14 protein-coding genes are annotated in these 19,283 nt (G+C 39.8%); 8 read left to right on the plus strand and 6 right to left on the minus strand.

The window, feature by feature from the left end; all coding sequences use genetic code 11:
- Positions 1-35: 35 nt before the first annotated feature.
- Both ileS and rsmG read right to left on the minus strand, forming a co-directional pair.
- Positions 36-2,831: an isoleucine--tRNA ligase gene (ileS, locus tag TOL2_RS11335; protein ID WP_014957579.1), complete on the minus strand. Its 2,796-nt coding sequence runs from the start codon at positions 2,829-2,831 to the stop codon at positions 36-38.
- Positions 2,832-2,961: 130 nt separating this feature from the next.
- Positions 2,962-3,630 carry a 16S rRNA (guanine(527)-N(7))-methyltransferase RsmG gene (gene rsmG, locus TOL2_RS11340; protein ID WP_014957580.1) on the minus strand — a complete coding sequence of 223 codons (669 nt, stop codon included), beginning with the start codon at positions 3,628-3,630 and terminating at the stop codon, positions 2,962-2,964.
- A 196-nt stretch (positions 3,631-3,826) separates the two neighbouring features.
- On the opposite strand from rsmG, the gene fusA reads away from it, so the two are divergent.
- From fusA to TOL2_RS11355, 3 genes are all read left to right on the plus strand, one after another.
- A complete protein-coding gene (fusA, locus tag TOL2_RS11345) occupies positions 3,827-5,911 on the plus strand; it encodes an elongation factor G (protein WP_014957581.1) in 2,085 nt (694 codons plus the stop codon).
- Positions 5,912-6,034: 123 nt separating this feature from the next.
- On the plus strand, positions 6,035-7,291 hold the full coding sequence (locus TOL2_RS11350) for an IS110 family RNA-guided transposase (protein WP_014957566.1): 1,257 nt from the start codon (positions 6,035-6,037) through the stop codon (positions 7,289-7,291).
- Between the two features lie 385 nt (positions 7,292-7,676).
- The gene (locus tag TOL2_RS11355; protein ID WP_014957582.1) at positions 7,677-8,369 is read left to right on the plus strand and encodes a hypothetical protein; all 693 of its coding nucleotides are present in this window, start codon (positions 7,677-7,679) and stop codon (positions 8,367-8,369) included.
- A 61-nt stretch (positions 8,370-8,430) separates the two neighbouring features.
- On the opposite strand, the gene TOL2_RS25775 is transcribed toward TOL2_RS11355, so the two are convergent.
- Together TOL2_RS25775 and TOL2_RS11360 are read right to left on the minus strand one after the other, a co-directional pair.
- Positions 8,431-8,553, minus strand: a complete 123-nt coding sequence (locus TOL2_RS25775; RefSeq protein WP_269764196.1) for a hypothetical protein — start codon at positions 8,551-8,553, stop codon at positions 8,431-8,433.
- An 8-nt stretch (positions 8,554-8,561) separates the two neighbouring features.
- A complete protein-coding gene (locus tag TOL2_RS11360) occupies positions 8,562-10,727 on the minus strand; it encodes an alpha/beta fold hydrolase (protein WP_014957583.1) in 2,166 nt (721 codons plus the stop codon).
- A gap of 335 nt (positions 10,728-11,062) precedes the next feature.
- Between TOL2_RS11360 and TOL2_RS11365 the strand changes: the two genes are divergently transcribed.
- The 3 genes from TOL2_RS11365 to mtaB are packed head-to-tail and all read left to right on the plus strand — an operon-like array spanning position 11,063 to position 13,886.
- Positions 11,063-11,494 carry a 4Fe-4S dicluster domain-containing protein gene (locus TOL2_RS11365; RefSeq protein ID WP_014957584.1) on the plus strand — a complete coding sequence of 144 codons (432 nt, stop codon included), beginning with the start codon at positions 11,063-11,065 and terminating at the stop codon, positions 11,492-11,494.
- A complete protein-coding gene (mnmA, locus tag TOL2_RS11370) occupies positions 11,494-12,561 on the plus strand; it encodes a tRNA 2-thiouridine(34) synthase MnmA (protein WP_014957585.1) in 1,068 nt (355 codons plus the stop codon). Before TOL2_RS11365 ends, mnmA begins: the two co-directional genes overlap by 1 nt.
- Positions 12,558-13,886 (plus strand): tRNA (N(6)-L-threonylcarbamoyladenosine(37)-C(2))-methylthiotransferase MtaB, encoded by a 1,329-nt coding sequence (mtaB, locus tag TOL2_RS11375; RefSeq protein ID WP_014957586.1) that lies wholly within the window; start codon positions 12,558-12,560, stop codon positions 13,884-13,886. The genes mnmA and mtaB overlap by 4 nt, the downstream gene beginning before the upstream one ends.
- Before the next feature lie 10 nt (positions 13,887-13,896).
- Here the strand turns inward: mtaB and TOL2_RS11380 are convergent, their stop codons facing one another.
- Complete coding sequence (locus TOL2_RS11380; RefSeq protein ID WP_014957587.1) at positions 13,897-14,706, minus strand: TerB family tellurite resistance protein; 810 nt, start codon at positions 14,704-14,706, stop codon at positions 13,897-13,899.
- 201 nt (positions 14,707-14,907) lie between these two features.
- Between TOL2_RS11380 and TOL2_RS11385 the strand changes: the two genes are divergently transcribed.
- The gene (locus TOL2_RS11385) at positions 14,908-15,165 is read left to right on the plus strand and encodes a hypothetical protein (RefSeq protein ID WP_014957588.1); all 258 of its coding nucleotides are present in this window, start codon (positions 14,908-14,910) and stop codon (positions 15,163-15,165) included.
- 11 nt (positions 15,166-15,176) lie between these two features.
- Positions 15,177-15,755 (plus strand): BON domain-containing protein, encoded by a 579-nt coding sequence (locus tag TOL2_RS11390; protein ID WP_014957589.1) that lies wholly within the window; start codon positions 15,177-15,179, stop codon positions 15,753-15,755.
- A gap of 3 nt (positions 15,756-15,758) precedes the next feature.
- Here TOL2_RS11390 and dnaE read toward each other — a convergent pair whose 3' ends face one another.
- Positions 15,759-19,280, minus strand: coding sequence for a DNA polymerase III subunit alpha (dnaE, locus tag TOL2_RS11395; protein ID WP_014957590.1), 3,522 nt, complete (start codon positions 19,278-19,280; stop codon positions 15,759-15,761).
- Positions 19,281-19,283 lie beyond the last annotated feature (3 nt).

Below are 19,283 nucleotides of genomic sequence, written 5' to 3' on the forward strand. Positions count from 1 at the left end.
TATCACCTGTTTTGTTTGAAAAGCTGATATTCAATTTACACTATCTTTTTTAATGCTGCAGAACACCGTTCGCAGGCAGTTGGATAATCCGCATCAGAGCCGATACCTTCGGCAAACCGCCAGCATCTCTCACACTTGACGCCGGTTGCCTTATTGACCTTGATGGCAAGACCGTCAATCTCCTGTCCCTGATATGAGGCATCATCAAGGGACTCTACCAGCACTGCATGTGAGACAATAAAGATATCACTGAGATTTTCATTTAATTTTTGAATTTGCGCTTTCAATTGTGTATCAGGCAGTTTGATTTCAAGAGCTGCATCCAGGGGATGACCTATCAGCTTATTTTTCCTTGCTTCTTCCAGGGCTTTTGTCACTTCCCCTCTAAGGGTTCTGATGTTTTCCCAAATATCTGCCAGCTCTTTGTCTTCCCACTCATCATTGAGTTCAACCATGGAATCAAGGTGAATACTCTCTTTATGATCCAAGCCTTTAGGAATATGCTGATAAATTTCATCGGCTGTAAACGGCAGAATCGGGGCCATGATTTTTACAACGGCATCCAGAATAATAAACATGACCGTCTGGGCATCACGCCTTAACGGGTCAGACGCAGGGGAGGTATACAGTCTGTCCTTAATAATATCCAGGTAAAAAGAAGACAGATCCACCACACAAAAATTATGCAGAGTGTGATAAATTGTATGAAATTCATAATTATCATAGGATGAAAGAGTTCTCTTTACCACATGATGAAGCCGGTGAAGAATAAACCTGTCAAGCCCGGACATCTCTTTGATTGGTCTCAAATCCTTTGCAATATCAAAATCAGAAAAATTGCCCAGCATGAACCTGCAGGTATTTCTGATTCGCCGGTATGCGTCTGACAATTGTTTGATAATGTTATTGGAGATGCTCACATCTCCCCGATAGTCGGCCGAAGCTGCCCATAGTCTTAATACATCCGCACCATACTGCTTGATAACCGAATCCGGTGCCACAACATTTCCCACGGATTTGGACATTTTATGCCCTTTTTCATCCACAACAAATCCATGGGTGAGAACAGCCTTATACGGTGCTTTTCCGGTTCTTCCAACGCTGGTCAGCAACGAAGAGTGAAACCATCCTCTGTGCTGGTCACTTCCCTCAAGATACATGTCAGCAGGTCTTTGAAGGCCTTGCCTTTCATCCAGAACAGCCGCATGACTGACGCCGGAATCAAACCAAACATCAAGAATATTATGATCTTTTGTAAACTCAGTCGATCCGCATTTTTCACATTTTGCACCCTGGGGCATCAAAAATTTTGCATCCTTATCAAACCAGATATCAGAAGAGTGTTCAGTGAACAATTCATGTATTTTATCCACAGATTCTCGTGTAACATAAACTTGCTTGCAGTCTTTGCAATGAAATACCGGAATGGGAACTCCCCATGACCGCTGCCGTGACAGACACCAGTCCGGTCGGTTTTCGATCATGGCATAAATTCTTTCACGGCCCCATGACGGAATCCAGTGAACATTGTTTATTTCATCAAGGCTTTTTTGCCGAAGGGCCATTTTATCCATGGAGATAAACCATTGAGGCGTTGCCCGGTATATTACCGGTTTTTTACACCGCCAGCAATGTGGATAAGAATGAGATAGGTTTTCATTTTTCAGCAAAAGATTCAAGCTTTCAAGCTTTTCATTGATGCTTTTATTAGCCTTGAAAATAAATTCACCGCCAAAATATTCTACATCTGTTGAAAACACCCCATTGTCTTCAACAGGTGAATAGCATTCCAGTCCGTATTTGTTGCCTGCAACATGATCATCTGCGCCATGGCCGGGTGCAGTATGAACACAGCCAGTTCCGGCTTCAAGCGTTACATGGTCACCCAGAATAATCAACGAATCTCTGTCATAGATCGGGTGTTTGCATTTTTTGTTTTCAAGTTCTCTGGAAGAAATCTCTTTTATAATGGTATAATTTTCAACTCCAACTGTTTTCATCACCTGGTCTGCCAGTTCCCTGGCAACGATCAGAACCCCGTGATTTTGAGTTTGGACTGCCGCATACACAAAATCAGGATGAAGGCACACCCCTAAATTGGCTGGAATGGTCCAGGGAGTTGTAGTCCAGATCACAACAAATATATCATCTTCAACATCCGGGAGAAGGGCTGACAGATCATCTTTGACTGGAAATTTTACATAAATGGACGCAGAGGTATGATCATGATATTCAATCTCGGCTTCGGCAAGGGCAGTCTGACAATTGCAGCACCAGTAAATGGGTTTTTTGCCTAAAAACATATCCCCGGACAATGCAAACTCTCCGCACTCTTTGGCAATCCTGGCTTCATAAGGGTAGTTCATGGTAAGATAAGGATTATCCCATTCTCCCATAACACCAAATCGCTTGAATTCATCTCTTTGAATATCAACAAATTTAGCTGCATAAGATCTGCATTCTTGTCGAACCTGGACGTCTGTCATATCTTTTTTCTTTTTGCCCAGTTTTTTGTCCACGTTATGTTCAATGGGCAGGCCATGGCAATCCCAACCCGGAACATATGGGGCATTAAATCCGGCCATCTGCCTGGATCTGATTATAATATCTTTTAAAATTTTATTGATTGCATGTCCCATGTGCAAATGACCGTTTGCATACGGAGGGCCGTCATGGAGAATAAAAGGAGGTTTGTCTTTGGATTGTTCCCTTAATTTCTGATAAATTTTCTTTTCTTCCCATTCTTTTAATTGCTGGGGTTCGCGTTGTGGCAGATTGGCCTTCATGGCAAATTTTGTTGAAGGCAGATTCAAAGTTTTTTTATAATCCATTATTCCTCCGATATTCGGATCAGTTGATTTTCAATAATTGAACTTTTCTTTGTATGGCTAAACCGGTAAAATGTCAAGAAATAACACGCGAACGCAGCATGAGAAAGGATATTTTTATAAATTTTGGGTGTCAGGATTTTGCAGATAATTTAATAACATAACGATTTGATTTTTCAAAAGGCAGCCGGTAATGATCCGTTGTTAAGTTGTATTGTTCTAATATTTCGGGAGTAATCTCCTGATCTGCATTTTTTCCCTTCATGGCATAGATTGCACCCTTTTTATTTAAAAAAGGAGCCGCTAATTTCACAAACTTTGAAAGGTCTGTGAAAGCTCTTGATATAACAGCATCAAATTTATTTTTATAAACATTGTTTTCATGGAGATCTTCAACTCTTGAATGGATCGCATCAATCGTATCAAGATCCAACATGCGTATGATATGCTTGAGGAAATTTATTTTTTTTCGGGAAGAATCTATGAGGACAACATTCACAGAGGGATTCATAATCTTAATTGGAATGCCTGGAAATCCCCCGCCTGACCCCAGGTCAATAACGGACTGTTCATTTCCAAGAAAAGAGGCGGCGGCAATGGAATCAATAAAATGCTTTTCTGCAATTTGCAAAGGTTTCTTAATGGCTGTCAGATTTATCTTTTTGTTCCACACCATCAGCTCTTTTGAATGCACCAGCATCTGTTCTGATTGATGATCGGACACCTTGATTCCCAAAGCATTTGATCCGTTTATTAAATGATGTTTAAATTCCCGGACGGATTGTTCTGATAAAATAGTCACGATTAATAATTTTCACTTGACAATTTAGTAGGTTAAATATATAATACGCGCTTTCATGAGCTAAGTTGAACTTCGGATTCACATTAACAAAATCGTAATAATTTAGCAATATAAAAAATATGGCAAAGCCTTTGCCAATAATTGCGTTTTTAATTTATGCAAAGGCAAATTTTATATTCATAAGGATGACTTTAAAATGATCAGAGATCTAGAAAGAGTAAGAAATATCGGAATCAGTGCCCATATTGATTCCGGTAAAACCACATTGACCGAACGAATCCTTTTTTACACTGACAAAATCCACAAGATCAATGAAGTCAGGGGTAAAGACGGTGCAGGTGCGATAATGGATTCCATGGAACTTGAAAGAGAAAGGGGCATTACCATTGCATCGGCTGCCACCTATTGCGAATGGAACAAACATAACATCAACATCATTGACACCCCGGGCCATGTGGATTTTACCGTTGAGGTTGAGCGATCTTTAAGGGTTCTGGACGGGGTTGTACTGATTCTTTGTTCCGTATCCGGTGTTCAGTCCCAGTCCATTACGGTTGATCAGCAGATGAAACGCTATCAAGTTCCATGCATTGCATTTGTGAATAAATGTGACCGATCCGGTGCCAATCCCGTCAAGGTAAGTGGGCAATTAAGGGATAAGCTGGGTCATAATTCCGTCATGATGCAGCTTCCAATAGGACTTGAGGATAAACATGAGGGCGTTATTGATCTTGTTGCCATGAAAGCCTATTATTTTGAAGGTGATAATGGTGAGAAGGTTGTCACTAAAGATATTCCGGCAGATATGATGGATGATGCCCAAACAGCAAGGGAAGAGATGATTGATGCAGTCTCTCTTTTTTCAGACGAATTGACTGATGCCATTCTGGAAGAAAAAGAGATAACCAAAGAATTAATCATGCCTGCAGTTCGAACAGGAACCATTTCAAGACAGATGACCCCCGTATTCCTGGGATCTGCGTATAAAAACAAAGCTGTTCAGCCTTTGCTGAATGCGGTAATCGACTATCTTCCAACCCCGCTTGACATTGAAAATGAAGCCATTGATCTTGATAATAATGAAGAAACCGTTATCCTTGAAAGCACTTTTGACAAACCCACCGTTGCGCTTGCTTTTAAACTGGAAGACGGTCAATACGGCCAGTTGACCTATATCAGGGTCTATCAGGGATGCATTAATAAAGGCGATACGCTTGTAAACTCAAGGGATGGCAGAAAATTCAAAGCAGGCCGTCTGATCAGAATGCATTCTTCCCAGATGGAAGAAGTAGAATCTATTCCGGCCGGACATATTGGTGCCATGTTTGGAATTGACTGTGCGTCTGGAGACACATTTGTATCTCCAACAATCAATTACTCTATGATTGCCATGCACATCATGGAACCGGTTATCTCCCTTTCCATAGTCCCCAAGGACAATAAGGCCCAGATCAATATGTCAAAGGCATTAAACCGCTTCACCAAGGAAGATCCTACATTTAAAACCTACGTTGATCATGAAACCGGTGATACCATTATCCAGGGCATGGGTGAGCTTCATCTTGAAGTCTATGTGGAGAGAATGAAAAGAGAATATGGTGCAGAAGTGGAAACCGGTCAGCCAAGGGTTGCCTACAGGGAAACCATTACCAAAAAAGCTGTTTTTAATTATACTCATAAAAAACAGACTGGTGGTGCCGGGCAATTCGGCCGCATATCCGGGTTCATGGAACCGGGTGAAGAAGAATTTGAATTTGTAAACAAGATTACCGGCGGCAGAATACCCACACAATATATCCCGGCATGTGAAAAGGGTTTTGAAGCGTGTATGGATAAAGGTCCCAAGCTTGAGTTCCCTGTAACCGGCATTAAAATTACAATTGATGACGGTGCGTTTCATGCTGTCGATTCGTCGGAGATGGCTTTTAAAGCCGCAGCCAGAGGAGCTTTTCTTGAAGCATATGCAAAGGCAAAACCGGTTATCAATGAGCCAATCATGAAAGTTGTGATTGAAACTCCCAATGAATTCCAAGGTGCCTGCATGGGCCTGATCAACCAGAGAAGAGGTATTATTCAGGGGTCTCAGGAAGAAGGCGTGATGTCTGTTATTGAATCCCAGGTACCCCTATCTGATATGTTTGGATTTTCCACCGTCCTTAGATCCGCCACACAGGGAAAAGCTCAGTTTACAATGGAATTTTCAACATACAAGCAGGTGCCGCAGTCCATTGCAGAAGAGATTGCCAAGACAAAACAGGAAGAAAAAACAAAAAAACAATAAGACCTTTTATATAACACCCATGTCCTAGAGGACACAACGAAGCATGAAACACTTGCAAAATTTGAAAAATGGTCATAACTATCCAATTTTTTTTTCGACCAAGAAATTAGAAAGAGGAGAGCCATGACCAAGAGATCAAATAGCACATTAATCCAAATTGTTCACCCAATTTGTTGCGGTTTAGATGTTCATAAAGATAAAATTTCGGTTTGTTTAATCACTGTAGATGATAATGGAAAAGAACAACACGAGATACAAGAGTATTCATCATTTACTCAAGATCTTCAGAAAATGAAAACCTGGTTAATTGAAAATAACTGTCCTATCGTGGCAATGGAAAGTACCGGAGTATATTGGCATCCGGTTTATAATACCATTGAAGATACGATGGAGGTTGTTTTGGTGAATGCCAGGCATATTAAAAATGTCCCTGGCAGGAAAACAGACATTTGTGACAGTAAATGGCTTGCCGGGCTTCTTCGTCACGGATTGGTAAAAGGTAGTTTTATTCCTCCTGAACATGTCCGGGAATGGCGTGAATTATCCCGATTAAGAAAGACATATACCGAATCTCTCGCGGATTATAAGCGACGTGTTCATAAGTTGTTTATTACGGCAAATATTAAAATTGATTCAATCGTTTCTGATCTATTTGGCCTTACCGGCCTGAATCTCATTGAGTTGTTATGTAAAAACGATGAACTGACTCTGGAAAAGGTTCAGGAATGCACAAAAGGAAGCCTTAAAAAGAAGATTCCTGAATTGTATAGAAGCCTCCATGGGTATTTTAAAGATCACCATCAATTTCAACTGATTGGCATGATGGAGGCCATTAATATGTTTCAACGGCAGATTGACCAAATTAATGCCAGGCTGGAATTGCTGACACGAGACCACAATGATTTGCTGGAAAGATTAGATGAAGTTCCCGGAATCGATAAAAAATCAGCACAATCCATTATTGGAGAAGTCGGGATTACACTGGCTGAATTCAAAACCATGTCAGCCTTTGTTTCATGGGCGGGATTGTGCCCTGGAAACAATGAAAGCGCAGGTAAAAGGAAAAGTGGCCGAAACGCGGTTCGAAATCATCCATTTAAAACGATTTTAGTCCAGGCTGCATGGGCAGCGATTAAGAAAAAGGGATCATACTACAAGGCCAAATATTATAAACTGAAGTCCAGACGGGGTGCCAGAAAAGCAATTGTTGCCATAGCCCATAGGATGGCAAAAGCCATTTACAGCATCATCAAAAATGGCGACAGGTATAAAGACCTTGGAGAAGAGTATTTAAGCAAGCCCAATAAGCAAAGAATGTTGAAAAATTTGGCCAAAAAGGCGGATGGATTAGGAATGAAACTCGTGCCTTGTGAAGGTTAATTGACTTAGCAAAGGGCTTTATGCAGATATTGTTTAAAGGAGTACAGCAGATAAAGAGATTATTGATTCAGTAAAAAAAGTCGGATGTTAAAGTGAAGCCTTAGAGCGCGAATATAACATGACTGGTCGGTTTTTTGCACAACGAACTGTTAGTCCCTGCCAAGGGAACTACGTATATAAAACTTATTTAAATAAGCTGGCCATTACTGATAATTTAAGAAATTACCTTCTGTGCTTGAATTATTAACTTGACGGAAAATACTTTATCGATTGGATAATTCAAACTTGGAAATCAATCAAAGTGTTTTTGGAGTAAAACCATAAACCGATGGAGCGTTATTCCCTTTTTCGGGGGTAGTGTTACATATAAAAAGAGAGAGGAAACATGCTAAAAAAAGATCTCATGCTTAAAAGTCCGGTTTCAAAAACCATTGGGATTGAAAATTTAAAAGACGGCGGGTTCGGTGCTGTTCTTTCACGAGCCGGTGTTGGAAAGACCAGGTTTCTTGTGCAAATAGCACTCACACAACTTTTAAGCGATGAAAAGATACTCCATGTAAGCCTTGATGACCCGATAGAAAAAATAAATTTAAGATATAGCGAGGGATACACTAACCTTGTGGACAGTATCGGGTATGTTGATCCCCAGAAAGCTGTCAGGCTCTGGGAAGATATCAATCTCAACAAGGTGGGAATCAGCTACAATGAATCCACCTTTGATACGAACAAGATCAGGGATTATCTGAAAAGTTTTAAAAAAGCCGACATTCCCCTGCCCTCGATCATGATCATTGACGGTCTTGATTTTGATACTGATATTTCAGACACCCTTGAAAAACTTGAAGCCCTGCACCGTGAATTTTCCGTTTTCATCTGGTTTTCCATGAAATGTCACAGGGAAGAAAACCTGTGTGAAGACGGATTTCCAATCCAGCTTGAAACTTATAAAGACAGTTTTGACAAAGCTGTCTTTCTTCAACCGGTTGAAGATAAAATAGAGGCGGTTATTTTAAAAGACGGCGACAGAACTGATCAAAGATACAGAATGTATCCTGCCACAATGACTATAATTGAATAACGGCCATGCCAGATTAAGCTGCCACAACAAACTTGGACTTAGCAGATCCGGATTTAGAGAATTAAATCAGGCTTGTTTTATTGTAATTTTTATCAAAAAATATCACCAAACAGATAAAAGCATACAATAATGCAAGCCTGATACCCACCATAATAACCACATCAACTTCAATAAAAATCTTCATTTCCTCCATTATTCAATAAATTGTTCAATAAATTGTTCAATAGCCTTATAAATTCTTTGAACGTCATCACCTGTTAAGATCCCGTGCCTATCATAATCAAAGATATAATATTCTTTATTATCAGATCCCAATTGTTCAAATAATTTAAGGGTTCCCTTTGGATTTACAACAGGATCTTTTCTGGATTGGATCACCAATGTCGGCTTTGTGATGGTTTTTAATTTCGGCTCAAGATATTCCATGAGTTTTTCAAGCTGATGGATACCCGAGACAGGATTTCTTTGATAGTTGATATGGGAATTCTCAGGATGATTTTCAATAAACTCTTTTGCAATGGTGTTCAGATGAATCTTTTTTATCATGGCATTCCATGCATCAATAGCAGGGACAAAATATGATCCTAAATCCTGAAGTCTCATAGGCGGTGCAACGGCAAATACCGCAACAATATCCTCTACCCTTGCGGACAATTCCAGAGCAAGTCCGGCACCGGTTGAAAAACCGCCGACAATTATTTTTTCACAAGAATGCCTTAAAATGATAAATGCCTCTTCCACCGATTCTATCCATTGTTCATAAGTTGTTTGGGCAAGATCTTCAGGCGCTGTACCATGCCCTTTTAGCCTGGGTACATAAACCGTAAAAGAATTTTCATACAGATAGTTTGCAAAGGGTTTCATCTCTTCAGGAGCTGCCATATATCCATGAATAAGCAGAACCCCTGCGATTTCACTTTCATGCTTTAAAAATATGGGGCTTCCTATTTTTTTTCTTTTAGACTCCCCTACAATATAATGGTCATTATAATCCCGGGAAAAATCATTTGCAGTCTTTTCAATAATCTTATCTTTTACACGGCTGATGATTTCATCATAAGAGGTCTGAGCAATTTTTTTTAAAACCGCCTCAACCTCTTTAAGGGGTTCAACCTCATTGACCATGACAAGAATGGGATTTTCAATCCGTATGTTATGAAAATTTGACCTGGTCAAAAATTTGGTCTGATCTTTAAAAATTTTGTTGTTTTTTAGGTTGATAACTCCTGTATTTTCAGCAATAGTTAAAAAATTTACAAATCGGTTGAACCTGTCGTCAATTAAAAGATGAATCTGGTTCTTATAAAATTCCTCAGATACAAAATATGTTTTATCCGAAACCAGTCGGCAAATAGCAATATACACCTTGCATTTAAATTCATAGATATCAATACCCTGTTTTCTATAAGGAAAATGTTTCAAGATGCATGCCAGAACATGGTCATAATTCAAGCATGTCATGGCGTATACGGCCGACATATATTCTTCCATGATGATGTTGGAAAATTTTCTTGTAAGCTGTTTTGAAATGATATCATCATCGAATTTAACTTTGCGTTTGACTGTAAGCATGCTTTCAATATAGGGATCATTTAAATACCCTTTTACCTTAATTGGTTCTCCGAATCGAATATTGATACTCACATCGGAAAACAGCATGCTGCCTTCTGTCATCAATTCCTCCATCACCCTTTTTGAGGGGGCTTTCATTATAATCTGGGCAATTTTACTTAAAATATTTTCCTTTGGGCTTGCTGGATAATATGTAATGTTAACCGGAACAATATAGGTTTGCCCGGAGAGAACCTTGTCGATGTTTTTGATTTCAAATTCATGAATCAGCCGGTCAAATTCAGTCACCCCCATGTCTTTCATCCTTCTGAGGCGCTCCCGGTAAAATTCACATCGCAAAGCTGTTATGGCGGCACCAGTGTGTGGTCGGCTTACGGACGCATCATCAATCAATGCAAACCGATTTTTTCTGATCAGTTTTTTGTTTTTTACCATCATGCCTTCGGGAAATATGACCCATTGCACGTTTCCGGAAAACAATGTTTTTAAAATAAGATCATCCCTGTTCGGATCTTTGGTTGATACCGCCCCTAATTTATCTAAAACACCTTGTAAAATTGGTACATTGAATAATTCTTCACTGGCAAGGGACCAGACCTCTTTTTTGGTGATATTATGAATATGATAGGGCAAAAAAACAGTTTCTATCCTTGTAAAATGGTTGGCTGTAAAGATAACGGAACCATTCGGGATATGATGTTCTCCAAAAATTTTAATCTGTGATTTTGAAAATCCGGAAACCGTTTTAAAAGTGTAGCCGGATAATGCAAATGCAAATTTATTCATGGATTATCACCTTTAAAACAACATTGTTTATCTGTTTAAATTATTATATAACTGCCATGGGCAGACTTGGCCATTTTATACTACAATCTGGTCACCCGGGTTTGCCCATAAAAAAAGGTTGAAAGTCTGTGCGTGAATTTTTAAAGACTTTCATATAAAAGATTTAAGCGATACTAAAACAAATGGGCATGCACACAACATGGGGCCAATGCCCCTCCCAAATGCCCGACATTGTGATCAAGCTCAAATAAATCTTGACCTGATAAAAATAATACTTAGTATGAAGGTTTTGTCAAAGAGAATTATTTGTATCGGTTAAAAATCGGAGGTTTAAATTGTATTCAAAGATAATCATACTGAATTTCCCTGCAGAGGTTACTCAAAAAGCGATAGTATGCCAGTTAACAAAAAAATATGACCTTTTGTTTAATATTTTGCGTGCCCAGATATCCAATAAAAAAGAGGGATACATGGTTATGCAGATTTCATCAGAGTCCAAAGCTGCGTTCAACAAAGGGGTGAAATTCCTTAAAGATCAGGGAGTCTCAATTTCCAGCCCGGAACATCAAATTTATAAAAACGAGGAAATCTGTACCCATTGCGGGGCTTGCACAGCAGTCTGCCCGACTGACGCTCTTTATATCAAACGACCTGAGATGGAAGTTATTTTTGATAAAGAAAAATGCAGCGTATGCGAGCTTTGTATTGTAACCTGCCCAACACGGGCAATGGGACTTTTCTCTGAAGAAACCCAAGCACTTGTCTGATGAAGCATCCTGTTATTGCAATTGCTGTAAGCGGCGGGATTGATTCTCTTGTTTCCGGCTATCTTTTAAAACAAAAATACAAGCATGTTTTCGGCATTCATTTTACAACCGGATATGAAAAAGACTTGGCAGATATGGCACGGCTTGAAAAACAGCTTGGGTTTCCAGTGACCTGCATTGATCTTTCAGATGCGTTTGAAAAAAAAGTTGTTGATTATTTTATCCGGACATATCTTGAGGGCAAAACGCCAAATCCCTGCATTATCTGCAACAAAGAAATAAAATTCGGGGAACTGCTTAAGCACGCCCAAAATATGGGAGCGGATTTTCTGGCCACAGGACACTATGCCACCATAATCAACCCCATCTGTTTTCCAGATAAAACGATTTGTCATTGTTATCTTAAAAAAGGGATGGATTCGTTAAAAGACCAAAGTTATTTTCTTTCCCTTTTATCTGCAAGCCAACTTGAAAAAATTATTTTTCCATTGGCAGGAATGACAAAAAAAGAGGTTAAACAATTTGCCGACTCAAAGCATCTGATCCCCATTCACCCCAGTGAAAGCCAGGATATCTGTTTTATTCATGACAACGATTTTTCCGGTTTTATAACTGATAAAACCGGTCATCATCCCAAACCCGGCAATATTATAAACCACCACGGAAAAATAGTGGGCCGTCACAAGGGACTGCATAAATTTACCATAGGACAAAGACGCGGCATAGACTGCCCTGCAAAAGAACCCTATTATGTCAAAAAGATTGATGTTAAAAATAATATTCTCGAGGTCTGTTTTAAAGAAGATCTGTCTGAAAAAAAAATGATTGTTGACCAGATAAACTGGAATGTTTCAGATCAAAAAAATATCTCCAATATTACAACTGATATGATGGCCAACATTATGACTAAAATCAGATATAGCCACAAAGGCGCCTTGTCCAGTCTCTCTTTGAAAGGGGCTACAGTAAAAGTTGTGTTTGATGAACCCCAGAATGCGATTACTCCCGGACAGGCAGCCGTATTTTATAAGGATGCCAGGGTCCTTGGAGCCGGCATTATTCAATGAAAAAATTTTATATCCAAACATTAGGCTGTAAAGTCAATCAATATGAAAGTGATGGCATTGCGTTAAGCCTTGAAAAACAGGGCTGGCAAAAAGCCAAAAAAAAGCAGGCTGCAGATGTTTTCGTCATCAATACCTGCGCTGTTACATCCAAGGCAGGCATGCAGTCAAGGCAGGCCATTCGTAAAATTATCAGAGAAAATCCAAATGCAACCGTAATTGTAACAGGATGTCATGCCCAGACCGACCCTGATCAGATAAACAAAATTGAGCATATGAGTAAGACCGGTCACATTGTCTGCCATAAAGACAAGACCCTTATTGCAAAGCATATTACGGACATTTGTGAGAACGCATCCCCCCTGACATTTAAAAAAACAGATCACAACAAAGCAAATATTTTTCACGGGTTTGATCATGCAGTAAAAGGGGAAATGACACGGGCATATCTTAAAATCCAGGATGGGTGTAATGCATTTTGCACCTATTGCATTGTCCCCCATGCCAGGGGAGCTTCCGTGAGCATGCCGGAAAAAGAGGTGTTTAAACATTTAAATGAGCTTGACCGTTCGGGATTTAAAGAGGTTATCCTTACAGGAATACACACTGGCATGTACGGCCTTGATCTTGAAAAAAAATCATCGCTTGTGCAATTGCTTGAGAAAATCAATGATCAACGGCCTGTTCACAGGGTAAGACTCAGTTCCATTGAACCTGCAGAACTCAATGATGGGATTATAAATCTTGCCGGACAGGGAAATATTTTATGTGATCATTTCCATATTCCCCTGCAGTCCGGAGATGATGATATTTTAAAAAAAATGAAGAGGCCCTATGATGTTGGTTTCTTTAAAGAAATCATCCATAAAATTCATGAAACCATACCCAACGCAGGCATTGGGATTGACACATTGATCGGATTCCCTTCTGAAACCCAAAAACAATTTGAAAACACTTATAATCTTCTTGAAGCACTTCCCATATCCTATCTTCATGTTTTTCCATTTTCCGCCAGGAAAGGTACTCCAGCCTATCATTTTGATGACAAGGTTGATGCCGGTGTCATTAAAAAACGATGTGTGGCAATGAGAGAGCTTGATAAAATAAAACGAAAGGCCTTTATTGACGCCAATCTGAACAAGAGGCTCGAAGGTCTTGTGCAACACAAGCCTGATATGAAAACAGGTCTGCTCAAAGCAGTAACGTCAAATTACCTCACTGTTTTTTTAAACAAAAATCATGCTAATCAACTCAAAGGAAAAATAATTAACCTTGTCCCTGAACAATGTGATAAACATATGAACATTATGGGGAAAATTATAGAATAGGAAAAAATGCCTATAGCCGCCGCTCCTTTTTTATATGGTCATAAGCTTCCTGGATTTCCTTAAACTTGTCATTGGCAAATTTTATAAATTCTTCAGGAAGCCCTTTGGATTCAATTTTATCTGGATGGTATTCGGTAACAAGCTTTCGATACTGTTTTTTTATCTCTTCATTGGATGCGCTCTCATCACATTTCAAAACATTGTAATATTTATTGGTTTCTTTGACATATTTTGATTTAAGCCTTGCATAGTCTGTATCAGAATAATTAAAAATCCTTGTGGCTGATAAAAGCATGGTTTCTTCCCGGCTGGAAATGCTTCCGTCTGCGGCAGAAACCCTCAGCAATACATCCATCATCAACTCGATGATACGGGGCTGGGATCTGAAGACCGAATAAAACTGAAGGGCAAAGGCATCAAAGCTTTCAGAAGAATGAACCGCCTGTCTGAAAATATTCTGGGCGGTTTGTTGACTGTTGAAATCAAGCTGAAGATCGCGTTTCATAAATGTGTCAATTGCAGAAATTTCATTTTCGGTTACAGCGCCGTCTGCTTTACAGATTTTAGCCAGCATGGAAAAGGCGGCAGTAAAAAAAACAAGCTGAGCCTCTTCATTGGAAGAGAGTGTGTCCTGTGATCCATATTGTTGTGATCCAGGTCTTTGAAAACCTGATCCATGAATATTGGGTCTTGATGAAAGATATGCCTTTTCTTTTTTGTCCACAAACGTATGCCCGAATGCAGCCCCTGCCACAGCACCCAGAGGACCACCCAATGCAAACCCAATGGTTCCCCCGATCATTTTGCCAAGCCAACTCATTTGCTTTCCTTTCAAATAACTGTCAAGGGCAAACCTGGTATCTCATTTAAGATTTGCCCACAACAAAGTATAAAAGTCTGTGTTTGAATTTTTTAAGACTATTATATAAAAAAAATCAAAAACCTTGTTTCCTTTTTAAAGATTATATATAAACACATTTGCTTTATGCGTCAAACGATTAACCAAACAAAGCTGAAGGATATGCTGCCTAAAAAAATCATTGAAATAATAATTTTTCTTAATATAGCAGGTTTTGGATTTTTACTTTATATTGTTGGTATTATATTAAAAGATAAGTTTTTTCAAAAGAGAAAAGACATCGAGGTTCGACAAGCTCCTGTTAAAACTGAAAAAAAGCCTTCTATTGTTAACGATAATATCATACAGGATGAAGATGATTTGCTCAAGGATATGGATTTATCAGATCTTGAAGACCTTGATTTTAAAGATTTTGACTAAGGAGGTATGCAATGAATTTTCAAAATTTGATTTTATTTTTTGTATTGACAATCGCCCTGATTCTTACCGGATGTGGTGCTGCGGTCGTCGGTGGTGCTGCATATGGAGGGTATAAGGGCGTGACGGACAAACGCTCCATAGGTACTATGGTGGATGATTCAGTGATTTGTACAACCGTTAAATCCAAAATGATTGCAGATGAATTTGTAAAAGCCCGGCATATTGATGTGGATGTACTAAAAGGGGTGGTATACCTGATCGGGGTTGTTGAATCTTCATCTCAAAAAAGAATGGCGGCAGACATTGCAAGAGGAGTTGAAGGGGTTCAACGGGTTGAAAACCAGTTAATTATAGGTAGAACAAGCGCAGGTCAGGCTTTTGATGATACTGTTCTGACAAGCAAAATAAAAACCGAACTTTTAAAAACACCTGAGATCCGTTCAACAAATATTGACGTTGACACAAATAATAATGTGGTCACACTGACGGGGATTGTTAAAACACAAAGAGAAAAAGACAAGGTTCTTTATATTGTATACAAAATTGCCGGAAACCGGCAGATAGTTGACAATCTGTCAGTGAGCAATTGATTTTCAATTTTTATTATTAAGCCAGGGTTTGTTTTTCTTTTGTTTTTCTTTAACCGGGGCACACCTGGTTTCAATGGAACCCTTGCCCAGCAGGTCGCTTACTCTGCCGAAAAACGAGGGATCAGAACAGGTATTGTATTCATCCGAAAGTTTAACCAGTACCGGCGGCTTATCATCAATTTCTATTTTTAAACAAGCGGTACACTCTCCAGGAAATGTTTCAATAATTGATTTAAGTTTTTCAAGCGTATCTGAAGACGCATCCTGCGCATTAACATTGATCAATACGCCATTGGTCCATTCGCTAGAGGCCAGCTCAATTGGAACAATTTTTTCCGCTATAAGCTTTGTAATATTTTCATTTTTTTGAACCTCTGCTTCCAGGATAACAATATTATCACCAGTCAGAAGAGTGTGGCTTTTTGCATAAAGATTGGGAAATACCACAACCTCAATGCTTCCGAACTGGTCTTCGATGGCTGAAAATGCCATCATGTCCCCTTTTTTGGTTTTATGAATCTTAAGGATTTTTAAGGCACCGCCCATACGAATCATTTTTCCATCAGCAACATCATTAATATTAACTGAGTTCACAGTGGTATATTTTTGAATCGTATCTTCATATTTATCAAGAGGATGTCCGGTAATATAAAATCCCAAAGACTCTTTTTCCAGGGACAAAAGCATATTATCATCCCATTCTTCAATATCCGGAAGCTTTGGCGTACTCACGGGAAGTGCAGTCCCCATATTTGAATCTGCAAACAAATCCATTTGTGAATCAGCTTTTTCCTTTTGAATTCTGGAGCCGTGATCAAGGGCATCTTCAAGAATTGCCATCATCTGGCTGCGCCGAGTACCGGTTAAATCAAAAGCCCCGCACTTGATCAATGCTTCAAGGACTTTTTTGTTAACCTTTCCGACATTAACCCGTTCGCAAAAATCATAAATGCTTTCGTAACCAGCGTCTTTTTCTCTTGATTCAACAATCGATTCAATAGCTGCTTCACCAACATTTTTCACGGCTGCAAGACCAAACCGGATACATCCGTCAGATACGGTAAAATGAGCATCACTCTGATTTACATCCGGCGGCAGCACCTTTATTTTATGGCTACGGCACTCATCTATATACTTGATAACAGCATCGGAATTGCTTCTTTCACTGGTCATTAACGCAGCAATAAACTCAATGGCAAAATTAGCCTTTAAATAAGCGGTCTGGTAGGCAATGAGGGCATAAGCCGCACTATGGGATTTATTAAAGCCATAGCCGCCGAATTTTTCCATTAAATCAAATAGTTCACCAGCCTTTTGAAGATCATGGTTATTTTCTTTTGCCCCTTTCAGGAAAAGTTCGCGATGCTCTTCCATCATGGAAACAATCTTTTTCCCCATGGCTTTTCTAAGCCCGTCCGCATCCGCCATGGTATAATTTGCCAATACGCCGGCAATTTTCATGACCTGTTCCTGGTAAAGAATCACCCCATAGGTTTCTTTTAATACCGGTTCCAGTTCATCAAACAGATACACAACTTCTTCGCGGCCGTTTTTACGTTCAACATAGGAGTCTGCCATGCCACTGTCCAAAGGTCCAGGCCGGTACAAGGCAACCAAGGCGACAATATCGGAAAAACTTGCAGGCTTGAGCCGTAAAATCAAGTCTTTCATACCTGAACTTTCAAGCTGGAACACGCCTGTTGTATCAGCACTCTGTAACAACTCAAAAGTTTTTGCATCATTGTAATCAAGATTCAAAAGATCCGGGGGAGTTTTCCCTTGCTTTTTAATCAATTCAATACAATTTTTGATAACAGTAAGGTTTCTTAATCCCAAAAAATCAAATTTAACCAGACCAAGCTTTTCAACATAATTCATATCAAACTGGGTCACGGTTTCTCCCTCTTTGCCTTTGTACAATGGGAGATATTCGTTCAATGGTTTGTCGGCAACCACAACACCTGCCGCATGGGTGGAGGCATGCCTTGGCAATCCTTCAAGAAGAAGGGCAACCTCAAGCATCTTGGTTTTTTCTTCAGATTCTGCACATTTGTCCCGGATTGCCGGAACTTCTTCAATGGCCTTTGTAAGGTTCTTGGCATTATCAGGAATCATTTTGGCAATTTCATCCACCTCGGACAAAAGAACCCCTATGGCCCTTCCTACATCCCTGATAACAGCCTTGGCTTTAAGCCTTCCAAAAGTAATAATCTGACAGACATACTCAGGGCCGCCATACCGGTCAATGGTATATTTATAAACCTTGTCCCGGCCTTCAATACAAAAATCCACATCAATATCCGGCATGCTGATACGGGACGGATTTAAGAATCTTTCAAAGATTAGGCCGTGTTCTATTGGGTCCAGGGCTGTAATTCCCATGGCATAGGCCACCATGGAGCCAGCGGCAGAACCTCTTCCCGGACCTACCGGCACATTGATTTTTTTTGAATGTTCTATAAAATCTGCAACAATAAGAAAATATCCGGGAAATCCCATATCAAGGATAATGCCGATCTCATAATCAATTCTATCCCTGTACATTTGCTCGTCAATGTCCGGGTTGGATTGCTTTATGAGTTTGAGCCTTTCTTCAAACCCTTCCAGGGCTTTTTGCTTGAAAAGGTCATCTTCAGACTCATCTTCAGACTGGGCATAACGCGGAAAATGATAGGTCTTGTCATCAAACTCAACATTGCATTTGGCTATGACTTCGCGTGTGTTTTCAATTGCACCCGGATACTTGCCAAATGTTTGGATCATCTCCTCAGGAGATTTGAAATAGAGCTGGTCTGAATCAAATTTAAACCGGTTCTGATTGTTAAGGGTATCTCCTGTCTGTATGCACAGCAAAATTTCATGGGCAACATCATCACCCTTGGAAAGATAGTGGCAGTCATTGGTGGCAACCATGGGAATGGACAGCCGGTCACTGATATCAAGTATGCCTTGATTTACCTTATGCTGAATATCCATTCCATTTTCCTGGATTTCCAGAAAAAAATTATCCTCGCCAAAGGTGTTCAAATAAAACCTGGCCGCATCATCAGCCTCATCCATCTTGTTTTGGAGAATATGCTTGGGAATATCCCCTTTAAGGCAGGCTGAAAGCCCGATCAAGCCTTTGGAATGGTTGACCAGAAGCTCTTTATCAATTCTGGGTTTATAATAAAAGCCCTTGAGCTGGGCAATGGAAACAAGTTTGCAAAGATTGGCATATCCTTCCCGGTTTTTTGCCAGAAGAACCAGATGGCTCAATCCCTTATGATCCATCTGGGTTCGGTCATTCAAGGTTCTTGGGGCAACATAGACCTCGCACCCGATCACGGGTTTTATGGATTGCTTTTTGGCCTTTTCATAAAACTCTGCAACACCGAACATGGTGCCATGATCTGTCATGGATACGGCATCCATGCCATATTCATGGCATTTCTTGAATAAGGAGTCCAGTCTTATGGCACCATCAAGCAATGAATACTCGGTATGAAGATGAAGGTGATAAAATGGTGACGTAGTGTTGCTCATTTG

It is taken from the genome of Desulfobacula toluolica Tol2 (assembly GCF_000307105.1).
GTDB classification, from domain to species: domain Bacteria; phylum Desulfobacterota; class Desulfobacteria; order Desulfobacterales; family Desulfobacteraceae; genus Desulfobacula; species Desulfobacula toluolica.